The following is a 20,550-nucleotide window of genomic DNA, read 5'->3' on the forward strand; positions in this document are numbered from 1 at the left end:
CGACGTGCCGTTGCAGACGCGTAAAATGCATCACGCCGGGTGAAGATCAGACGATCTTCACCCGGCGCAAGAGCAGCCGGAAAACCGGGTGCGCGGAGAATCAGTACATCTTCGGCGGCAGGGTCTGGCTGCGCAGGCGCTTGTGGTTGCGCTTCACGGCGGCGGCCAGCTTGCGCTTGCGCTCCGCAGTGGGCTTCTCGTAGAACTCGCGCGAGCGCAGCTCGGTCAGCACACCGGTCTTCTCGATGGTGCGCTTGAAGCGGCGAATCGCAACTTCAAACGGCTCGTTTTCCTTGAGGCGGATACCGGGCATTGCGGACTTCCTTGGGTGTCTGGTGGGCAGAAAGATCGCCAATATAAACCACGGGACAGGTCATGGCAAGTGCGACGTGACCGCAAGGCGTCGTGTGCGGCTGCGTGTGCGGGTTAAAATGGCGCATCGAATCAGATGGATGCAAGCCATGAAAGTGCTGGGGATCGAGACCTCCTGTGATGAGACCGGAGTGGCGGTGTACGACACTCAGGAGGGGCTGCTCGCGCATTGCCTGCACTCGCAGATCGACCTGCATGCCGCTTATGGCGGCGTGGTGCCTGAGCTGGCCTCGCGCGACCATATTCGACGCCTGCCGATCCTGCTCACCCAGACGCTGGAGCTTGCCGGGCTGAACGCAGCCGACATCGATGCCGTGGCCTATACCTCAGGGCCTGGCCTGGCCGGCGCCTTGCTTGTGGGCGCGAGTGTGGCCGAGTCCTTCGCGCTGGCGCGGGGCATTCCCGCCTTGCCGGTGCATCATCTCGAAGGTCACTTGTTGTCGCCGCTGTTATCGGCCGATCCGCCGCAGTTTCCCTTCGTTGCCCTGCTGGTGTCGGGCGGGCACACGCAACTGATGCGGGTGCGCCGGGTGGGCGACTATGCGTTGCTGGGCGAATCGGTCGATGACGCCGCCGGTGAGGCCTTCGACAAGACCGCCAAGCTGCTCGGCCTGGGTTACCCCGGGGGGCCGCAGCTCGCCCGACTGGCGACGCAAGGCGTGGCGGGGCGCTTTCGTCTGCCGCGACCGATGCTCCACTCGGGCGATCTGGATTTCAGCTTCAGTGGCTTGAAGACCGCGGTGCTCAATGTGGTTTCGGGGCCGGAGTGGGACCCGGAACGCATGGCTGACCTGGCCGCTGAATTCCAGCACGCGGTGGCCGAGGTCTTGTGCGCAAAGGCATTGGCCGCCCTGAAGAAGACCGGGCTGAAGACGCTGGTGGTGGCAGGAGGGGTGGGGGCCAATCAGCACTTGCGACAAGTGCTGGACGAAGCCTTGCAAAAAAAGGGGGGGCGAGTCCACTACCCGGAGCCTGCGCTGTGTACCGACAACGGCGCCATGATCGCCTTTGCCGGCGCGCTGCGCCTGGCTGCGGGCGAGGTGGTGGGTGGCGAGCCCGCGGTACGCATCCGGCCGCGCTGGCCGCTGGCTGAGCTGCAGCCGCCACAGTCAGCCAGGCAGTGATGGATAGCTGATGCCGGCGCCCCGGGCCTGCGGAGCAGACAGGGGCAGCGCCCGGGCGATGGGCAATCCTTCAGCGTGCGTCGGCTTTCTTGCCGCCGCCGATCTTGCCTTCGGTGCCGGCGCTCAGGCGTGCGATGTTGGCCGCGTGACGCCAGAACAGCAGGCCGGCCATGATCAGCAGCACCACCACGATGGGGTGCGGGCCGAGAAACATCAGGCCCGAAATCGGTGCCGCCGCCGCCGCCGCCAGCGCCGCGGCGGAAGAGTAGCGCGTGACGAAGGCCACCGTCAGCCAGACCAGCGCGCACAGAACGGCAAGCTGGACATCCACGCCGATCATCACGCCCAGCGCGGTGGCGACGCCCTTGCCGCCCTTGAAGCGCAGGAAGACGCTGAAAATGTGACCGAGAAGCGCGAACAGGCCGGCGCACGCAGCCTCCAGGGGCGTGAAGCCGAGCTTGCTCGCCAGCCACACCGCCAGCCAGCCCTTCAGGCAGTCGCCAACCAGCGTCAACACCGCCGCGCCTTTGTTGCCGCTGCGCAGCACGTTGGTGGCGCCCGGGTTGCCCGAGCCGTAGCGACGCGGATCTTCCAGACCGAACAACTTGCTGGTGACAACGGCAAAGGGTATCGAGCCCAGTACATAGGCCGCGAGGAGCATCAAAGACAGGAAAAACAGGGACATCATTGCTCCGCGTTTTCCGCCATGACGGAAAACGAATGCATGGAAGGGTCAGGGTGAGGGCACAACGAGCATTTGCGGCTCCGGCCAGCGCCCGCGCACAGGATAGAATCGCACCGATTCTAAACGGGAACCAGCATGGATTTCATCTTCATCGAGGAGCTGCGGGTCAAGGCCTGGGTCGGCGTGTACGAACGCGAGAAGACCGGGCAGCAGACGGTCGAGCTCAATCTCACCTTTGGTGTTCCCGACGCCGCTGCCGAGCATGACGACATTGCCGACACCATCGATTACGCCGTTGTCACCCAGCGCATTCGCGAGGAGTTGGGGCTGCGTCATTTCAATCTGATCGAGAGCCTGGGCGAATTCGTCGTCAACTTGCTGTTCGACGAGTTTCACGCGCCCTGGGTCAAGCTGCGCGTGGCCAAGATCGGCGTGATGAAGGATGTGCGCCGCGTCGGCGTCTTCATCCAGCGCGGCCGAGGTGGGGTGGAGCCACCGCCGGCCGGCGTCTAGGCAATGCCCGGACTTTCAGCGCTGAGTCACTGCTCTTCTCATGCCGCCAGGTCTTCGATGGGCTTTCCCTGTGCCAACCAGTCCAGCACCCATTGTGGACGACGACCGTGGCCGCTCCAGCCTTGTTCGGGTTTGGCCGGGTTGCGATATTTGATCACCGCGGGCGGCTTGTCCTTCCTGACAGCGGGGGGCGCGCTGCCTTCGGCCTCGGTCGTTGTGCTTGCGACCTGGCTTGTCGGCGCTGCGAGCGCCTCATCCGGCATCACATCGTGTGGGGCTGGCAGTTTTTGCGCCTGTTTGGGTGTTTTTTTGCGCGTTGCGCGCTGCGGGGTGGCCGTGCGCTGATCAATTTCCGCTTCGATTTTCGTCAGCAGCTCGCGCAGGTCGGGAAGCGTATAGCTCGAAAGGTCCATGGTATTTCCTCGGTGATACCGCACTCCTGCGGTCAATGGATTTCCCGGGTTCATTTCCCCGCCCATGGGCCGTACGCGAAAACCATGAGCGGAAATCTTGCCAGCAACTGGAAGGCGGATTGAAGCCCTTGAATCTACGAACTGATGTAGTCAGCTCATTGCGCTATTGCAACGCCTCAGTTGGCGACATCGACCAGCTTGGCCTGCAGCACGCGCAAAAGGTCGTGCGGATGAATGCCGACCAGATAGCCGCGACGGCCGCCATTGATGTACACCAGCGCCAGGTCGAGCACCGTGCGTTCGATATACACCGGCATGGGCTTGCGGGTGCCAAAGGGTGAGGTGCCACCGACGAGATAGCCGGTGTGGCGATTGGCGGTTTCGGGCTTGCAGGTTTCGATGCGCTTGCAGCCAATCTGGCGTGCGAGTTCCTTGGTCGAGACCTTGCGGTCGCCGTGCATGAGCACGATCAGCGGCTGCGCGTTTTCATCTTCCATGATCAAGGTCTTGATCACGGCGTGTTCATTCACATTGAGTTCGCGGGCTGAAACGGCGGTGCCGCCGTGATCCTCATAATCATAGAGGTGGCTGGAATAGGCCATGCCGTGCTGGCGCAGGAAGCGTGTTGCGGGGGTCTCGGGCGCGTGGGTGTCGTGGCGGCTCATGATTGAATTCCGGAAGATGCTGAAGAGGCTTTGCGCGTTGATGTGCAGCGCCTTGTCTCGGTCAGGCACGAGGATGGTGCTTGGCATGCAATTGCTTGAGTCTCTCACGTGCGACATGGGTGTAGACCTGGGTGGTCGAAATGTCGGCATGACCGAGCAGCAACTGCACTACGCGTAAATCTGCGCCGTGATTGAGCAAATGGGTCGCAAAGGCATGGCGCAGGGTGTGCGGCGAGATACGCTCGGCCGGAATGCCGGCAATGAGCGCGTTTTGCTTGATGATGCGCCAGAACATCTGGCGTGTCATGCCGCGGCCAAAGCGGGTGACGAAGACCTCATCGCAGCTGCGGCCCGCGAGCAGTGTGGGGCGGCCCTCGCGCATGTAGCGCACGATCCAGTCCGCGGCGATTTCACCGAGCGGGACCAGGCGCTCCTTGCTGCCCTTGCCCATCACCCGCAGCACGCCCTGGTCAAGGCTGACGCCAAACAACTTGAGCCCGATCAGCTCCGAAACCCGTAGTCCGGCTGCATACAGCACTTCGAGCATGCAGCGGTCGCGCACGCCTTGTGGCGTGTGCACGTCGGGTGCTGCCAGCAGGGCCTCGACCTGGGCTTCGCTGAGAGTCTTGGGGAAGCGCTGAGCCGGTAGTGGTGGATCGAGCATCAGCGTCGGATCGATGCTGATCTCGCGGTTTGCCAGCAGGTGACGGTAGTAGCGCCGCCAGCTGGCGAGCAGGCGGCGCTGGCTGGCTGGGCGGGCGCGCAGGCTGAATTCGGCGAGATAGGCGGCGAGATCGCTGGACTGTGCCTGCGCGAGTGGGGTAGCGCGTGCGCTCAGCCACACGGCAAACAAGGCGAGGTCACTGCGGTAGCCGCTGAGGGTGTTACGGGCAAGCCCGTGTTCAAGCCACAGGCTGTCGATGAAGCGGTCGAGTTCGGCGCGTGCGGCGGCGGGCAGGGCCGCCTCTGCCGGGCCTGGTCGTGGCTTCACGTCGCGCCTTCGTGGCGCAACAGCCAGCGCTTGACCTCGAGCAGCCAGCCACCACTGCTGTGGGCAAAGCCGCCCAGGCCCTGAGCGGAGGTGACGCGATGACAGGGCACGATGAGCGGGAAGGGGTTCGCGCCACAGGCCTGACCAACCGCGCGCGCGGCACTGCCGAGCTGCCTGGCAAGCTCGCCGTAACTGCGCGTCTGCCCGGGCGGAATGGCGCTGATCGCGGCCCAGACGCGGCGCTGGAAAGGCGTGCCGCAGGCACGCAGTGGCAGCGCCAGGGCGGCTGCGGGGTCGTCGAACCAGGCGTGGAGCGCCACGGCGGCGGCACGCGCAGTGTCGTTTTCGGGTTCTTGCAGTGTGCTGTCCGGCGCCAGGAAGATCAGTTCGCTGAGTTCCGCACCGGCGCTGCGAATGCCCAAGGGTCCAAACGGCAGCGCGATCACGGCGTCAAGATCGCTCACGCAGTCAGGCACCTTGACGCAAGAGGCTGCGCCCGCAGGCGGTAGTAAGGACATTTTCGCCTCAGCGCTCGGGTTTGAGCAGGTCTGCCTTGAGCGCGGAGTCCGCGGGGCCCTCGCCGAGCCAGATGCGCAGGAGCGCAGGATAGAAGGCCGGGTCCGCAATGTCGCTGCCCTGCACCTGGCCATTGATCAGCAGGCGGGTCGCACCGCTGGCAAGCTGGTCGAGAATGAGCTCGGTTCCCGCCTTGGCCTCGCCGCTGCCCATTATCGCCGTGAGCAGTGCATCGGTGGCGGGTTTCAAGGCGGCGAGCGTGATGCTGTCGTGGTTGCGTTCCAGGCCTGCGAGCAAGGCGTCGGCGAACTGCTTGCCCTTGAGGTCGCGGATCATGACGATGCGGATGCGCTTCACGCCAGCGTCGTCCAGCACGGCGGCGGGGCTACTCGTGGGCTGGCGCAGATAGAGCCCCATCGCATACACCTTGAAGGTCAGGCGTGTGCGCAGGCCGGCGCCATTGAGTTCGACGCGCGTGTTCTCCACGCTGTCCTGCGACTTGAAGTCCACGCCGCCCACGTCGATGTTCGCGAGGGCCAGACTGGCCGTCAGTACTGCGGCCGCCACGAAGAGAGCTGCGAGTGGACGGCAGATGAGGAACTTCATGGTGTGCACTCCTGGAATGGGAGTTAGAGATCAGCGGCGAGAGATCAGCGGCGGATTTCACCGTTACCGAACACGATCCATTTCTGGCTGGTCAGGCCTTCAAGACCGACCGGTCCACGCGCATGGATCTTGTCGGTGGAGATGCCGATTTCTGCGCCCAGCCCGTACTCGAAGCCGTCGGCAAAGCGCGTCGAGGCATTGACCATCACCGAGGACGAGTCCACCTCGCGCAGGAAGCGCATGGCGTGGCTGTAGTTTTCGGTGACGATGGCTTCGGTGTGGCCCGAACTGAAGGTGTTGATGTGGGCGATGGCCTCGTCCAATCCATCCACCAGCTTCACCGCGATGATGGGGGCGAGGTATTCCTCGCGCCAGTCGGCTTCGGTGGCGGGCACAAGCTTGTCGGTGCTGATGCCGGCGTCGCGCAGCAGCGCCAGCGCGTCGGCGCAGCAGCGCATCTCGACGCCCTTGGCGGCCAGTGTGCGGCCGATCTCGGGCAGATAGATGTCGGCCACGGTGCGCGCGACGAGCAGGGATTCAGCGGTGTTGCAGGTGCCGTAGCGCTGCGTCTTGGCATTGTCCACGATCGGCACCACCTTTGCGGGATCGGCCTCGTCGTCGATATAGACGTGGCAGTTGCCGTCGAGGTGCTTGATCACCGGCACGCGCGCGTCCTTCGAGATGCGTTCGATCAGGCTCTTGCCGCCGCGCGGCACGATGACGTCGACGAATTCGGGCATGGTGATGAGCGCGCCCACCGCCTCGCGGTCGGTGGTGTCGACAACCTGCACCGCGTGTTCGGGCAGCCCGGCAGCAAGCAGCCCGGCGCGCACGCAAGCGGCGATGGCGCGGTTGGCGTGGATGGCCTCCTTGCCGCCGCGCAGGATGGCGGCATTGCCCGATTTCAGGCATAGCGCGGCCGCATCGGCGGTGACGTTGGGGCGGGCCTCGTAGATGATGCCGATGACACCCAGCGGCACGCGCATCTTGCCGAGCTGGATGCCCGAGGGGCGGCGCTTGATCTCGCTCATCTCACCGACCGGGTCAGGCAGGGCGGCAACCTGCTCAAGGCCGACGGCCATGGCTTCCACGCCCTTGGCGTCGAGGGTCAGACGGTCGATGAGTGCCGCTTCCAGACCTGCAGCGTGGGCCTGCTCGAGGTCCTGCGCGTTGGCCGTGAGCAGCTCGCTGCGGCGCGCGCGAACTTCGGCGGCCATGGCCAGCAGGGCGGTGTTCTTGAGTGCGCTCGGGGCAGCGGCGAGCACGCGCGAGGCGGCGCGAGCCTGGCGGCCGAGGGTCTGCATGTAGGTGTGGATGTCCATCGCGGTGTCAGGCTGATCGGGCTAAACGATCATTAAAACACCGAACAGCAGGCCTGGGCTATGTGCGGCGTGCCAGTCGCAGCGCGAGCTGGAGGAATTCGTCCCACACGTCGCCTGCGAGCAGGCCCTTGATCATGCGGTCGATGCGGGCGGCGTGCACCAGCGCGCTGCGCAGCGCGCCCATGCTCAGACGGGCGAGGGCGCGATTCACCGCCTGCTGGCGGCGGGGGTCAAAGATGCGCTCGGCCTTGAACAGCGCCGTCAGGGGCTGGCCGTCATCACGGCCCTGGCACAGCGTGGCCAGGCTGCGGGTCTCGTGGGCGAGCGCCCACAGCACCAGCGGCGGCGCCGCACCTTCGCCCTTGAGGCCTTCGAGCAGGCGCGCGCAGCGCGCGGGGTCGCCTTCGATGACGGCCTGACGCAGTTTGTCGATGTCGTAGCGGGCGACGCTGAGCACCGCATCCTGTACCTGCTCCAGGCTGAGCGCGCCTTCGGGGTGAAGCAGGCCGAGCTTGAGGATCTCCTGGTGGGCGGCGAGCAGGTTGCCTTCGACGTGCTCGGCGATGAAGGCGAGCGCATCGGCGCTGGCGGTCTGCTTCTGCGCGGCGAGGCGACGGCCCAGCCAGTCGGGCAGGCGCTCACGCTCGGGGGCGTTGAGCTCGAGGCAGTGCGCTGCCTCCGACACCGCTTTGAACCAGTTGGTCTTGCGCACCGTCCAGTCGAGTTCGGGCAGCGTGATCAGGGTCAGCGTCTGTGCCGGCAGGGCGGCGACGTAACGCTGCAGCGCATCGCCGCCGTCGCGGCCCGGCTTGCCGGTGGGGATGCGCAGATCGATCAGCTTGGCGCCGCCGAACAAGGACAGATTACCTGCCGCCAGGGTGAGCGCGTCCCACTTGAATCCCTGGCCGACGACCAGAGTCTCGCGTTCGTCGTAAGCCTGGCGTTTCGCCGCGGCCCGGATCGCATCGGCGGCCTCGAGCACCAGCAAGACCTCGTTGCCGTGCACCAGCCACAGCGGTGCGAGCGGCTTGTCGAGCGCAGCGGAGAGCTGGTCGGGGCGCAGGTTCACGGCAGGGCGGGCCTCAGGCCGCTGGCGCTGCTGCGGCCAGTCGCCGCATCAACTGTTGCAGCAGGTCGTTCTGCATGTCTCTGTAGAGCAGCGTTTCTTCCTGTTCCTTGCCCAGCACCTGAGAGTCGTCGAAGGTATATTCGCGCGCTGCCGAGATGGACGTGGGGGCGATCAAGGCCTTGCCCGTCTTGTCCAGCAATTGAAAGCGCAGGGTCTGGGTGAGCTGATACTCACGCACCTTGCCGGCGCCGGTGAGGCTGAGAATCTCGCGTCCGCGCTCGTTGGCGAGAATCTGCAGGCGGGCGTCGGCCTGCGCGGCGTCCTCGGTCACGGTGGTGCTGCCGGTAGTGGCGATCAGGCGGCGCAGGCTCGCACCCAGTGCGGTCAGTTCGCTGGCACTGACGTGCAGCGTGGCGAATTCCAGCCGTTGCGGGCCGCGCAGCTTGAAGCCGCAGCCCGACAGCAGCAGGCCGCTGAGGGCCGCGCCGCCCAGCACCAGGCGGCGGCGGGAGGGTGAGCGTGCCTGGTGGTCCGGAGTCATGAGGTGATGGTGGCAGGGCATGGCGGCGTCCTCAGACAACGATGTTGACCAGGCGACCGGGCACGACGACGATCTTCCTTGCCGGCTTGCCTTCCATGAACTTCAGCGCCGCTTCCGATCCCAGGGCGAGCGCCTCGATATCGGCCCTGGGGGCGTCGGCAGCGAGCTTGATGCTGCCGCGCAGCTTGCCATTGACCTGCAGCACGAGCTCGACCTCGTCCTGCTTGAGCGCAGCTGCGTCCACTTCCGGCCAGCGGGCGCCGATGATGCCGCCGCCAAAGCCGCAGTCCTGCCACAGCGCGTGACAGATGTGCGGGGTGATGGGCGAGAGCAGGCGCAGCAGGATGGAAAAACCTTCCTCAGCCACTTCGGCATGGGCGGCGGCATCGGCGCCGGCGCTGTCCTTTTGCGCCTTCTCGAGCGCGTTGAGGATCTTCATCGCGGCCGACACCACGGTGTTGAACTGGTGCTTGCCGAAGTCGTAGCTCGCCTGCCTGAGATGGGTGTGAATCTCACGGCGGGTGTCGGCGGCGGCGGCAGGCAGGGTGTTTGCGCTCAGCCTGCGCGTGCTGGGCAGCAAGGCGCGGGTGGTGGAGGCGAAGCCATGGCCGTAGCTCCATACCCGACGCAGGAAGCGCGAGGCGCCTTCGACGCCAGCATCCGACCATTCGAGCTGCTGATCGGGTGGGGCGGCGAAGATGATGAACAGACGCGCGGTGTCGGCGCCGTACTGGTCCACCAATGACTGCGGATCAACGCCGTTATTTTTCGACTTCGCCATCTTCTCGATGCCGCCGATGACGACCGGCAGGCCGTCCGCCTGCAGTCGGGCGGCGGTGATGCGGCCGCGTTCGTCGCGATCGACGAGCACATCGGCGGGGTTGATCCACTGCTTCTTGCCGCCTTCGAGTTCGCGGTAATAGGTCTCTGCCACCACCATGCCCTGGGTGAGCAGGGCCTTGAACGGCTCGGAGACGTCCACCAGCCCGCAATCACGCATCGCGCGTGTGAAGAAGCGCGAATACAGCAGGTGCAGGATGGCATGCTCGATGCCGCCGATGTATTGATCCACCGGCGCCCAGTAGTTGGCGCGCGCGTCCACCATCGCGCTGTTGTTGTCGGCGCAGGCGTAGCGCAGGAAGTACCAGGACGATTCGACGAAGGTGTCCAGCGTGTCGGTTTCGCGCTTGGCGGGCTTGCCGCACCGGGGGCAGTCGCAGTTGTAGAACTCGGGCATCTTGGCCAGCGGCGAGCCACGGCCGGTGACTTCGACGTTCTCGGGCAGCACCACCGGCAGTTGCTCATCCGGCACCGACACATCGCCGCAGTCGGCGCAGTGGATCATGGGAATCGGGCAGCCCCAGTAGCGCTGGCGCGAGATGCCCCAGTCGCGCAGGCGGTATTGCACGCGCTTTTGCCCCAGACCCTTGGCGGCGAGATCAGCGGCGATCGCATCGACCGCGCCAGCAAAGTCCAGGCCGTCGTACTTGCCCGAGTTCACCAGCCTGCCGTAGCCGGCGTAATCGTCCTGCCAGGGTGCGAGGGTGTCGGCGTAGGCCTCACTGCCGACCACCATGCGGATCGGCAGTGCGTAGCGGGTGGCAAAGGCGAAGTCGCGCTCGTCGTGTGCCGGCACGGCCATCACCGCGCCTTCGCCGTAGCCCATCAGCACGTAGTTGGCGACCCAGACCTCGAGTGGCTCGTCGCTCAACGGGTGGCGCACCTTGAGGCTGGTGGCCATGCCCTTTTTTTCCATCGTGGCGATGTCGGCTTCGGCGACGCCGCCGCGTTTGCATTCCTCGATGAACTCGGCCAGCGCCGGGTTGTTGATCGCGGCCTGGGTGGCGAGCGGGTGCTCGGCGGCGACCGCGACATAAGTCGCCCCCATGAGGGTGTCGGCGCGGGTGGTGAACACCTTCAGCACGCCCTCGCTGCCGATGCTGGCGACGTCATACGGGAAGCTGATCTCGACGCCTTCGGAGCGCCCGATCCAGTTCTTCTGCATCAACTTGACCTGCTCGGGCCAGTCCGGCAGGTCGTCAAGCGCGGCCAGCAACTCGTCGGCGTAGGCGGTGATCTTCATGTAGTACATGGGGATCTCGCGCTTTTCGACGAGGGCGCCGGAGCGCCAGCCGCGACCGTCGATGACCTGCTCGTTGGCGAGCACGGTTTCATCCACCGGGTCCCAGTTCACCGCGCCCAGGCGCTTGTAGATCAGGCCCTTCTCGTACAGGCGGGTGAACAGCCACTGCTCCCAGCGGTAGTACTCGGGCGTGCACGTGGCCAGTTCGCGCGACCAGTCGATGGCGAAGCCGAGCCGCTTCAACTGGCCCTTCATGTATTCGATGTTGGAATAGGTCCACCTGGCCGGTGGCACGTTGTTCTGGATCGCGGCGTTTTCGGCCGGCATGCCGAAGGCGTCCCAGCCCATCGGCTGCAGCACGTTGTAGCCCTTCATGCGGTGAAAGCGTGCGAGCACGTCACCGATGGTGTAGTTGCGCACGTGCCCCATGTGCAGCTTGCCCGAGGGGTAGGGGAACATCGACAGGCAGTAGTACTTGGGCTTGCTCGCGTCTTCGGTCACGCGGAAGGCGTCGGTGGAGTCCCAGTGCTGCTGGGCGGCCGTCTCGACGGCGGCGGGCTGGTATTTGTCCTGCATGAGCGTGCGTGCGAGCCTGAAGGCGTTGAAAACGCGCGAGTATACCGCGAAGCCGGGGCGGACCGCGAAGCGTGCGTGGTGGCTGCGGGGGCTGCGGCAGGTCGCCGGGGCAGTGCGGACCGGACAAAAAAATACCCCGCCGCAGCGGGGTGTCAAATGCGAGCGTCGGCCACGCCTGCTTCAGAGGGCCCGGGACGAGCCGCCGACGCTGCGCTGCCAGCTGGTGTGGAAGGCGGTGAACATGTCTTCCATCGCAATCAGCGGCAAGCGCCAGGTGCGGCTGTGGCTACGCACGAAGGGCAGCACCTGGGGAGCACACAAGGTGTTGCGTTCCTGGTCCAGCAGGGCGGTGAAGGCGTCCATGCAGGCGCCCCAGTATTCGGCGTTGCCGACCCAGCCGGTCTCGGCTGTGGCAGTGCGCACCGCCTTGCTCCACAGGGCTTCTGCGCGTGCGGTCGAAACTCCGGCCTTGCGGGCATACCAAGGTAGCAGTTTGGGCGTTTTCATGATGTTTTCTCCTGAGCGCCGGGTCTCGGCGCGATGATCCTGCCGGTCTCGTGGACCTCGCCTCAGTGGCGATTGTCGTGCCGCAATATTGATCGGCGGCGTTTCCGTGGGCTTGATTCTATTGACGTTTGGTCGGAAATACTGTGAATTGGTTCCGTATCTACAGCAAAAATGTTGCCATGCACAAATGGAAAATAGCGCTTGCGTGATTGTTTGGCAAGTATTTGTGCTGCAATGCAACATCGTCTTGCATCTGACTCTGCACAGACCCATGCCACTACGGCGCGCCACCCATGAATCGAAGCTCAGGCCGGCGGCATTACAATGCACGGCCTACGAAGGAGCGCTGATGTCCAACCTGCTCGCCAATCTCAACACCGAACAACTGCAGGCCGTCACCCTGCCTGCGCAGCACGGCCTCATCCTTGCGGGCGCTGGCTCGGGCAAGACGCGCGTGCTCACGACCCGCATCGCCTGGCTGATACAGTCCGGTCAGGTCGACCCCGCCGGCATCCTGGCGGTGACCTTCACCAACAAGTCCGCGAAGGAGATGCTTGCCCGCCTCGCGACCATGCTGCCGGTGAGCACGCGCGGCATGTGGGTCGGCACCTTCCATGGCCTGTCCAACCGCTTGTTGCGCGCTCACCATCGCGATGCCGGGCTGCCGCAGTTGTTCCAGATCCTGGATTCGGCGGATCAGCTTGCTGCCATCAAGCGTCTGTTGAAGACGCTCAATGTCGACGACGAGAAGTTCCCGCCGCGCGAACTGCAGCAGTTCATCAATGGCCAGAAGGACGCGGGCATCCGGGCGCATGCGGTCGAGGCCTGGGACGATTACACGCGGCAACGTGTCCAGCTTTATCAGGAATACGAGTCGCAGTGCCAGCGCGAAGCGGTGGTGGATTTTGCCGAGTTGTTGTTGCGCAGCTATGAGCTGCTCGAGCGCAACGAGCCGCTGCGCCGCCACTATCAGCGCCGCTTTCGCCACATTCTGGTCGACGAGTTCCAGGACACCAACCGCTTGCAATACCGCTGGCTGAAGCTGTTTGCCGACGAGGGACGTGAAGGCGGGGCGGCGATGTTCTGCGTCGGCGACGACGACCAGAGCATCTACCGCTTCCGGGGCGCGGAGGTGGGCAACATGCTCGACTTCGAGCGCGAGTTTCGCGTGCCCAACGTGATCCGGCTGGAGCAGAATTACCGCTCGCACAGCAACATCCTGGATGCGGCCAATGCCGTCATCCGCCACAACACCAAGCGCCTGGGCAAGAACCTGTGGACCGACCAGGGCGCGGGCGAGCCGATCCGTGTGTACGAGGCGTTCGCCGATGGCGACGAGGCGCGCTGGATTGTTGAGGAAGTTCAGGCGCTGGTGCGCGAGGGCGCGCTGAGGAGCGAAATCGCGCTGCTGTATCGCTCCAACGCGCAGTCACGCGTGCTTGAGCACCAGCTGTTTTCCGCCGCCATTCCCTACCGCGTGTATGGCGGGCTGCGTTTTTTCGAGCGCCAGGAGATCAAGCATGCGCTCGCCTATCTGCGCCTGATTGCCAATGAAGACGATGACACTTCGTTTGCGCGCGTGGTCAACTTCCCCACCCGCGGCATTGGCGCGCGTTCGCTGGAGCTGCTGAGCGACGCGGCGCGCACCTACAACACCAGCTTCTACGCGACCGTGCCGCATCTCAGTGGCAAGCCGGGCAGCGTGCTGGCGCAGTTCGTGCGCCTGGTCGAGGATATGCGCCGCGATACCGCCGGTCTGCCGCTGCCTGAAGTGGTCGATCACGTCCTCGACCACAGTGGTCTGCGCGCGCATTACAAGGCTGACAAGGACGGGCGCGAGCGCCTGGAGAATCTGGACGAACTGCTCAATGCGGCGGCCTATTTCGCTGCCGAGGTGCAGGTCAACGCGCGCACCGATGCCGACTCCGAGGTCGATGCGCGTATGCAGGCGCACGCTCAGCTTGCTGATTTCCTTGCCCATGCCTCGCTCGAAGCCGGCGACCATCAGGCCGATCAGGGCGCGGATGCGGTGCAGTTGATGACCGTGCATTCGGCGAAAGGACTGGAGTTCAACGCGGTCTTTCTGTCCGGGCTGGAAGAGGGCCTGTTTCCGCACGAGAACAGCATCCTCGAGAGCGATGGACTGGAAGAGGAGCGGCGTCTGATGTACGTGGCGGTGACGCGTGCGCGTGAGCGCCTGTATCTGTCCTTCGCGCAGAGCCGGATGCTGCACGGACAGACGCGCTACAACCTGCGCTCGCGCTTTCTGGAGGAGATTCCGACCGAGCTCGTGAAGTGGCTGACGCCGCCCAATCCACGCTCGGCGGCAGGCGGGGCCATGGGTGGGGTGGGGGGCGGCTATTTCAAGCCTTCCGCCCCGGTCCCGCTTGAGCGCGCGCCGCGACCAAGTTTTGCGACCCTGCCCAATGGTTTGAAGATTGGGCAGTCGGTGAGTCATGCAAAGTTTGGTCAGGGGGTGATCGTGGCGGCCGAAGGCAGCGGGACGGATGCCAAGGTGCAGATCAAGTTCGAGACGGCGGGGGTGAAGTGGTTGCTGCTGGCGGTGGCGAAGCTGGAGGCGGTGTGAGCGTGGGGTGAACGCGATCTGAACGCATATGGGGCGCGCGAGGCCCAGGACACGCAGGTGGTGAGTTCAGCGGTGGGTGGTCCAGGATGCAGGACGGGGGCAGGCAAGTCGTGGGTGGTCCGGGGCGCAGGACGCGGGGTGTTTGCTCCGCCGGCTGCGGAACTCGCTCGCTGCGCTCGCTCAGACAGTCCTCGCCGGCTGCGCAAACGCCCCGCATCCTGTGCCCCTGCGGCGGATGGCGGGGGGCGGCGGAAGAGGCTCAGGCGCCGAAGGTGCGCGCCAGGGTGTTGTAGAGCGCGACGAATTCCTGCGACAGCTTGTGCTTCGGGTCGAGGTGGATCATGGGTCTGGCCTGCTCGTGCGATTCCTTGATCTTCACCGAGGCGGACAAATAGGGCTGCAGCACCGGCAGGCCCTCGTCGATCAGCTCCTGCACCACTTTTTGCGGCAGATTGGCGCGCGGCTGGAACTGGTTGACGACAATGCCTTCCACGCGCAGATCACGGTTGTGGTCGGATTTGATCTCCTCCACGTTTTCCAGCAGCGAATACAGCGCCTTGCGCGAGAACTCGTCGCAGTCGAAGGGGATCAGGCAGGCGTCGGCGGCGATCAGCGCCGAGCGCGTGAAGAAGTTCAGCGCCGGCGGGGTGTCGATGAACACGCAGTCGAAATCTCCCGCCAGTTCGTTGAGCGCATCGCGCAGCTTGTAGATCTTGTAGCGTGACTCCAGCTTGCCCTGCAATTCCTCGAGCAGGGGGTGCGAGGGCATCACGTACAGCTGGTCGAAGGGCGTTGCCACCACAAAATCGGCGGTCGCGCGTGGGTTGAGCTTGAAGTTCAGCGTCTGGTCGAAGAAATCGGCGAGCGTGGACTGCACCTCATCGCCGGTGGCGCCGAGCAGGTACTGGGTGGAGTTGCCCTGAGGGTCGAGATCGACCACCAGCGTGCGCTTGCCCTGCTGCGCGCTGATGGCCGCGAGGTTGCAGGTGATGGTCGACTTGCCCACTCCGCCTTTCTGGTTGAACACCACGCGTCGCATTCTTCGCTCCCTTCGTCAGAGTGGGCATTCTGCCAAAAAAGCGGCAGCCGAAGGGGTTTTGCGCAGCGCCCACATAAGCAAAGCGTCGTGCCAAAGGCCTGTGGCCTGCGCTAAACTTCCGGCTGGTCAATCGTGGCCATCCCGCCGCCGCCCATGGCAGCGGACACGGCGAACCCAAAAACAAGATCAGACTTGCCCGAACATCGGAATCGCGCAACCCGTTCCGGGAATGTGCGGTGCACGCGGGCCCTGCGCCCGTTCCAACGCTTTAAACATGCCTCATTGGTACGAGGGGAGAAACCATGGATCAGGATTTCATCGCCGCTGCGCTCGACTATCACCGCTCCCCGACGCGGGGGAAGATTTCGGTCGTCCCGACCAAGGGACTGACCAATCAGCGTGATCTCGCACTGGCCTACTCGCCGGGGGTGGCGGCCGCTTGTGATGCCATCGTCGCCGACCCGGCCCAGGCCTTCGAGCTCACCAGCCGTGGCAATCTGGTTGGCGTGGTCACCAATGGCACGGCGGTGCTGGGGCTGGGCAACATCGGTCCGCTGGCCTCCAAGCCGGTGATGGAAGGCAAGGGCTGCCTGTTCAAGAAGTTTGCCAACATCGACGTGTTCGACATCGAACTGGCCGAGAACGACCCCGACAAGCTGATCGAGATCATCGCCGCGCTCGAGCCCACGCTGGGCGGTATCAACCTTGAGGACATCAAGGCCCCGGAGTGCTTCTACATCGAGAGGAAGCTGCGCGAGCGCATGAAGATTCCGGTCTTCCATGATGACCAGCATGGCACCGCGATCATCTCGGCGGCTGGTCTGATCAACGGCCTCAAGGTCGTGGGCAAGGACATCGGCAAGGTCAAGCTGGTGTGTTCCGGCGCCGGTGCGGCGGCGATCGCCTGCCTGGACATGATGGTCAGCGTGGGTTTGCAGCGCGAGAATATCTACGTCTGCGATTCCAAGGGCGTGATCCATGAGGGGCGCGAGGCCAACATGGAGCCGACCAAGGCGCGCTACGCGCAGAAGACCGAGGCGCGTACGCTCAATGACGTCATCGAGGGCGCCGACGTCTTCCTTGGTCTGTCGACCGCGGGGGTGCTGAAGGCCGAGATGGTGGCAAGGATGGCCGACAAGCCGCTGATCTTCGCGCTCGCCAATCCGAACCCTGAAATCCTGCCTGCCGACGCCAAGGCTGTGCGTCCGGACTGCGTGATCGCCACCGGGCGTTCCGACTTTCCGAACCAGGTGAACAACGTCCTGTGCTTTCCCTTCATCTTCCGTGGTGCGCTCGATGTCGGTGCGACCACGATCAATGAAGAGATGAAGCTGGCGTGCGTGAATGCGATTGCCGAGCTGGCGCAAGCCGAGGCCAGCGACATTGTTGCCAGCGCCTACGGCGGCCAGGAGCTGAGTTTCGGCCCCGAGTACATCATCCCCAAGCCCTTCGATCCGCGCCTGATTGTGAGGATTGCCCCGGCGGTGGCGCGCGCCGCGATGGAATCCGGCGTGGCGACCAAGCCGATCGAGGACTTCGACGCCTACGTTTCCAGCCTCAATGCCTTCGTGTATCAGTCCGGCATCGTCATGAAGCCGATGTTCTCCTCGGCCAGATCGGTGCCGATGGAGCAAAAGCGCGTGGTCTACGCCGAAGGCGAGGACGAGCGCGTGCTGCACACGGTGCGAGTGGTGCTGGACGAGGGGCTTGCACATCCGATCCTGATCGGGCGCCCGGACGTGATCGAGATGCGGATCAAGAAGATCGGGCTCAGCCTCCAGCCCGGGCGTGACTTCGAGATCGTCAACCCGGAGTCCGATCCGCGCTATCGCGAGCTGTGGACCGAGTACTACCAGCTCATGAGTCGCGATGGCATCACACCGGAGCTGGCCAAGGCCAAGATCCGCCGCGACACCACGCTGATCGGCGCGATGCTGCTGCGCCGTGGTGATGCCGATGCGCTGGTATGTGGCACCTATGGCACATTCGGCTACCACCTGCAGCAGATCAAGGATGTGATCGGGCTGGCGCCGGGTGCCAAGCAGTTTGCAGCCATGAACCTGCTGCTGCTGGCCAAGCGCATGTTGGTGGTGACCGACACTTACGTGAACGAGAACCCGAGCGCCGAGGATGTGGCCGAAATTGCCCGCATGGCGGCCGAAGAGTTGCGCCGCTTTGGCATCGAGCCAAGTCTTGCATTGTTGTCGCACTCCAACTTCGGCAGTTCGGAGTCCACGTCTGCACGCAAGATGCGTCGCGCCAGCGAAATCTTGCACGAGATGTGCCCCGATCTGAATTTTGATGGCGAGATGCATGGCGATGCCGCGCTGTCGGCGGAAATTCGTGACAAGGTGCATCCGGATTCACGCCTCAAGGGCGACGCCAACCTGTTGGTGATGCCGAACCTTGATGCAGCCAACATCTCCTTCAATCTCATGAAGATGGCCAATGGTGACGGCGTATCGGTCGGCCCCATCTTGCTTGGCGCCGCAAAGGCGGTGCAGATCCTGACGCCGTCGGCGACGGTGCGCCGGCTGGTGAATATCACCGCGCTGGCGGTCGTCGACGCCAAGGAGTCGCGCGCCGGGCGCTGATCAGCACGCGGCGCGCTCCCCGCTCCGAGCTGGGGCGGGGAGCGCGACACGATTCTTCACCGTCACTGCAGCGGGCAGCCCTTATCATGGCTGCCCGCCTTGTTTTCAGCCCCACTTCCATGAAGCACACAAGACAACTCGCAGCCTGTCGCCTGATCGCTCTTGCCGGCCTGCTGTGCGCGCTCCCCGTCCACGCCTCGGGCTGGCTGCTTGCCGCGCCCGAGCCGCGCGTCGTTCCCGGGCAGAGCTTCAGCGTCATCGTCATCGCCCCCCGGTCTACGCTTGAGCTGCCCGAGCGCCTGCCGGCGCAGATCGAGTTGCCCGATGGCGGCCCACGCATTGCGCTCGAGCTGGTGGCGAGCGGCCCCACCGATGCGGGCTCACAGCAGCGTCGCTACATGGCGCGCTGGCCCAGCGAAGTGGTGGGCTTCGCCACGCTCGCATTGCAGGAGTCGGCCTCGGCCCGGCTCGTGCTGGATGCGGGTGCGACCACGCGCAGCGCAGTGCAGACGGCGCAGTTGGGCGCGGTACAGGCGCAGGGTGATCTGGTGCCCGGCGCTGCTGCTGTGGAGCCGGTCGCGCCCTCGGCGCTGGGTTTTCATGAACCGATGTACTTTCTTGTCGGTGGTGAGGATCCGGTGTCGGCGCGCTTTCAGTTCAGCTTCCGCTACCGCGTCTTCGATGACCACGGCGTGCTCGGTGAGACCCTTCCCATCGTGCGCGGGTTGTACCTTGGTTTCACGCAGACTTCGGTATGGGATCTGCAATCGGACTCCAAGCCTTTCCGTGATTCCAGCTTCAGGCCCTCGTTGTTTTACCGCTGGCGACTCACCAACCCTGATGGCGGCAGCTCGGTGGCGCTGTCCGGGGGCTACGAGCACGAGTCCAATGGCAAGGACGATGAGGCCTCGCGCAGTATCGATACCCTGTTTCTCAGGATCGAGGGGCGCCACTACTTCGATGATGAGCGCACCTATCTCGGCATCGAACCCAAGGTGTGGACCTATCTGGACCGCAGTGACAATCCCGACATTGCGCGCTACCGTGGCTATGTCGATCTTGGCCTGAGGCTGGGGAGGGATGACGGACTGATGCTGAGCTCGAGCTTTCGCCGCGGCACGGCCGGCAAGATGCGCCGCCAGTTTGATCTCTCCTACCCGCTGCGGCGCAGCGTATTCTCTGGTGTGGGGGCGTTTGCCCATTTGCAATACCTGAGTGGCTACGGCGAAACCTTGCTCGACTACGACCAGTACAGCGATCCCCAGGTCCGCATCGGTTTCTCGCTCGTACGTTGAACATGGCTGGCGCCGAGCCGGCACTTGACCCTGATCACAAAGCCAAGGAGACAGCAATGATGACGCATGCAATTCGTTTGCATCAGGCCGGTGCGCCGGAGCTCATGCAGTGGGAATCGATTGCACTGCCGCCACCCGCAGCGGGCGAGGTACGTCTGCGTCACCATGCGATCGGGCTCAACTACATCGACACCTATCACCGCAGTGGTCTGTATCCCTTGCCCTTGCCGTCAGGGTTGGGGCAGGAGGGGGCCGGCGTGGTGGAGGCGGTCGGCGAGGGTGTGAGCGAGGTGGCGGTGGGCGATCGTGTGGCTTACGCCACCGCGCCGCTGGGCGCCTATGCCGAGGCACGCAATGTCCCGGCCGATGTGCTCGTGCCCTTGCCGGACGCGCTGTCCTTCGAGCAGGGGGCGGCCATGCTGATGCAGGGCCTGACCGCGCAGTATCTGCTGCGTCGCACCTATCGCGTGCAGGCGGGCGACACCATTCTGGTTCATGCCGCGGCCGGTGGGGTGGGGACGATCATGTGCCAGTGGGCGAAAGCGCTGGGCGCGACGGTGATCGGCACCGTGGGCTCGGAGCACAAGGCCGAGCTGGCGCGGGCCAATGGCTGCGATCATCCGATTGTCTACACGCGCGAGAATTTCGCCCGGCGCGTGCGCGAGCTGACCGACGGAGAAGGTGTGCCGGTGGTGTTCGATTCGATCGGCAAGGACACCTTCATGGATTCGCTCGCCTGTCTGCGCCCGCTTGGCCTGATGGTGAGCTTTGGCAACGCCTCCGGCGCCGTGCCGCTAGTGGACATTGGCGTGCTGGCGCGCATGGGCTCGCTGTTCCTCACCCGTCCGACGCTGTTTACCTACGCCGCCAGGCGCAGCGATCTGCTGGCGATGGCGAGCGAGCTGTTCGACCTGGTGGTGGCGGGCACCCTGCGCGTCGAAATCAATCAACGCTATGCGCTCAAGGACGTAGCGCAAGCTCACCGTGATCTCGAAGGTCGGCGCACGAGCGCTTCGAGCATCCTCCTGCCCTGAGCCTGGGGCGGAGCGGTC

Annotated in this window: 19 protein-coding genes; 6 read left to right on the forward strand and 13 right to left on the reverse strand. The window is 64.7% G+C overall.

The annotated features are described in order from the left end of the window. Positions 1 to 100 precede the first annotated feature (100 nt). A complete protein-coding gene (gene rpsU, locus M622_RS30095; RefSeq protein ID WP_021249363.1) occupies positions 101 to 313 on the reverse strand; it encodes a 30S ribosomal protein S21 in 213 nt (70 codons plus the stop codon). Between the two features lie 148 nt (positions 314 to 461). Between rpsU and tsaD the strand changes: the two genes are divergently transcribed. Further along, the gene (gene tsaD / locus M622_RS30100; RefSeq protein ID WP_021249364.1) at positions 462 to 1,496 is read left to right on the forward strand and encodes a tRNA (adenosine(37)-N6)-threonylcarbamoyltransferase complex transferase subunit TsaD; all 1,035 of its coding nucleotides are present in this window, start codon (positions 462 to 464) and stop codon (positions 1,494 to 1,496) included. Between the two features lie 70 nt (positions 1,497 to 1,566). Here tsaD and plsY read toward each other — a convergent pair whose 3' ends face one another. Next, the gene (gene plsY, locus M622_RS30105) at positions 1,567 to 2,184 is read right to left on the reverse strand and encodes a glycerol-3-phosphate 1-O-acyltransferase PlsY (protein WP_021249365.1); all 618 of its coding nucleotides are present in this window, start codon (positions 2,182 to 2,184) and stop codon (positions 1,567 to 1,569) included. 132 nt (positions 2,185 to 2,316) lie between these two features. On the opposite strand from plsY, the gene M622_RS30110 reads away from it, so the two are divergent. Beyond that, on the forward strand, positions 2,317 to 2,694 hold the full coding sequence (locus M622_RS30110) for a dihydroneopterin aldolase (RefSeq protein ID WP_021249366.1): 378 nt from the start codon (positions 2,317 to 2,319) through the stop codon (positions 2,692 to 2,694). A 38-nt stretch (positions 2,695 to 2,732) separates the two neighbouring features. Here M622_RS30110 and M622_RS30115 read toward each other — a convergent pair whose 3' ends face one another. The 10 genes from M622_RS30115 to M622_RS30160 all read right to left on the reverse strand — a co-directional run bounded on the left by M622_RS30115 (position 2,733) and on the right by M622_RS30160 (position 11,983). Beyond that, positions 2,733 to 3,161, reverse strand: a complete 429-nt coding sequence (locus M622_RS30115; protein WP_245543059.1) for an H-NS histone family protein — start codon at positions 3,159 to 3,161, stop codon at positions 2,733 to 2,735. Positions 3,162 to 3,283: 122 nt separating this feature from the next. Continuing rightward, complete coding sequence (gene ybaK / locus M622_RS30120; protein WP_031346843.1) at positions 3,284 to 3,772, reverse strand: Cys-tRNA(Pro) deacylase; 489 nt, start codon at positions 3,770 to 3,772, stop codon at positions 3,284 to 3,286. 61 nt (positions 3,773 to 3,833) lie between these two features. Continuing rightward, a complete protein-coding gene (gene xerD, locus M622_RS30125; protein WP_021249369.1) occupies positions 3,834 to 4,763 on the reverse strand; it encodes a site-specific tyrosine recombinase XerD in 930 nt (309 codons plus the stop codon). Further along, positions 4,760 to 5,281 (reverse strand): methylated-DNA--[protein]-cysteine S-methyltransferase, encoded by a 522-nt coding sequence (locus M622_RS30130; RefSeq protein WP_052028708.1) that lies wholly within the window; start codon positions 5,279 to 5,281, stop codon positions 4,760 to 4,762. The genes xerD and M622_RS30130 overlap by 4 nt, the downstream gene beginning before the upstream one ends. A 7-nt stretch (positions 5,282 to 5,288) precedes the next feature. Further along, entirely contained in the window at positions 5,289 to 5,885 is a 597-nt protein-coding gene (locus M622_RS30135; protein WP_021249371.1) for a chalcone isomerase family protein, read from the reverse strand. Between the two features lie 44 nt (positions 5,886 to 5,929). Beyond that, positions 5,930 to 7,207 carry a glutamate-5-semialdehyde dehydrogenase gene (locus M622_RS30140; RefSeq protein WP_021249372.1) on the reverse strand — a complete coding sequence of 426 codons (1,278 nt, stop codon included), beginning with the start codon at positions 7,205 to 7,207 and terminating at the stop codon, positions 5,930 to 5,932. A gap of 58 nt (positions 7,208 to 7,265) precedes the next feature. Next, positions 7,266 to 8,276 (reverse strand): DNA polymerase III subunit delta, encoded by a 1,011-nt coding sequence (gene holA, locus M622_RS30145; RefSeq protein WP_021249373.1) that lies wholly within the window; start codon positions 8,274 to 8,276, stop codon positions 7,266 to 7,268. 13 nt (positions 8,277 to 8,289) lie between these two features. Continuing rightward, positions 8,290 to 8,817 carry an LPS-assembly lipoprotein LptE gene (locus M622_RS30150; protein WP_031346848.1) on the reverse strand — a complete coding sequence of 176 codons (528 nt, stop codon included), beginning with the start codon at positions 8,815 to 8,817 and terminating at the stop codon, positions 8,290 to 8,292. A gap of 31 nt (positions 8,818 to 8,848) precedes the next feature. Further along, positions 8,849 to 11,476 carry a leucine--tRNA ligase gene (leuS, locus tag M622_RS30155; protein WP_021249375.1) on the reverse strand — a complete coding sequence of 876 codons (2,628 nt, stop codon included), beginning with the start codon at positions 11,474 to 11,476 and terminating at the stop codon, positions 8,849 to 8,851. Between the two features lie 180 nt (positions 11,477 to 11,656). Then, positions 11,657 to 11,983, reverse strand: coding sequence for a hypothetical protein (locus M622_RS30160; RefSeq protein ID WP_021249376.1), 327 nt, complete (start codon positions 11,981 to 11,983; stop codon positions 11,657 to 11,659). 349 nt (positions 11,984 to 12,332) lie between these two features. On the opposite strand from M622_RS30160, the gene M622_RS30165 reads away from it, so the two are divergent. Beyond that, positions 12,333 to 14,570, forward strand: coding sequence for a UvrD-helicase domain-containing protein (locus M622_RS30165; RefSeq protein WP_021249377.1), 2,238 nt, complete (start codon positions 12,333 to 12,335; stop codon positions 14,568 to 14,570). A 259-nt stretch (positions 14,571 to 14,829) separates the two neighbouring features. Here the strand turns inward: M622_RS30165 and M622_RS30170 are convergent, their stop codons facing one another. Further along, entirely contained in the window at positions 14,830 to 15,609 is a 780-nt protein-coding gene (locus tag M622_RS30170; protein ID WP_021249378.1) for a ParA family protein, read from the reverse strand. Positions 15,610 to 15,911: 302 nt separating this feature from the next. On the opposite strand from M622_RS30170, the gene M622_RS30175 reads away from it, so the two are divergent. From M622_RS30175 to M622_RS30185, 3 genes are all read left to right on the forward strand, one after another. After that, positions 15,912 to 18,203 carry an NADP-dependent malic enzyme gene (locus tag M622_RS30175; RefSeq protein ID WP_021249379.1) on the forward strand — a complete coding sequence of 764 codons (2,292 nt, stop codon included), beginning with the start codon at positions 15,912 to 15,914 and terminating at the stop codon, positions 18,201 to 18,203. 119 nt (positions 18,204 to 18,322) lie between these two features. Further along, on the forward strand, positions 18,323 to 19,498 hold the full coding sequence (locus tag M622_RS30180) for a phospholipase A (protein WP_021249380.1): 1,176 nt from the start codon (positions 18,323 to 18,325) through the stop codon (positions 19,496 to 19,498). Positions 19,499 to 19,557: 59 nt separating this feature from the next. After that, positions 19,558 to 20,532, forward strand: a complete 975-nt coding sequence (locus M622_RS30185) for a quinone oxidoreductase family protein (RefSeq protein ID WP_031346850.1) — start codon at positions 19,558 to 19,560, stop codon at positions 20,530 to 20,532. Positions 20,533 to 20,550 lie beyond the last annotated feature (18 nt).

Source organism: Thauera terpenica 58Eu, from assembly GCF_000443165.1.
GTDB lineage: Bacteria > Pseudomonadota > Gammaproteobacteria > Burkholderiales > Rhodocyclaceae > Thauera > Thauera terpenica.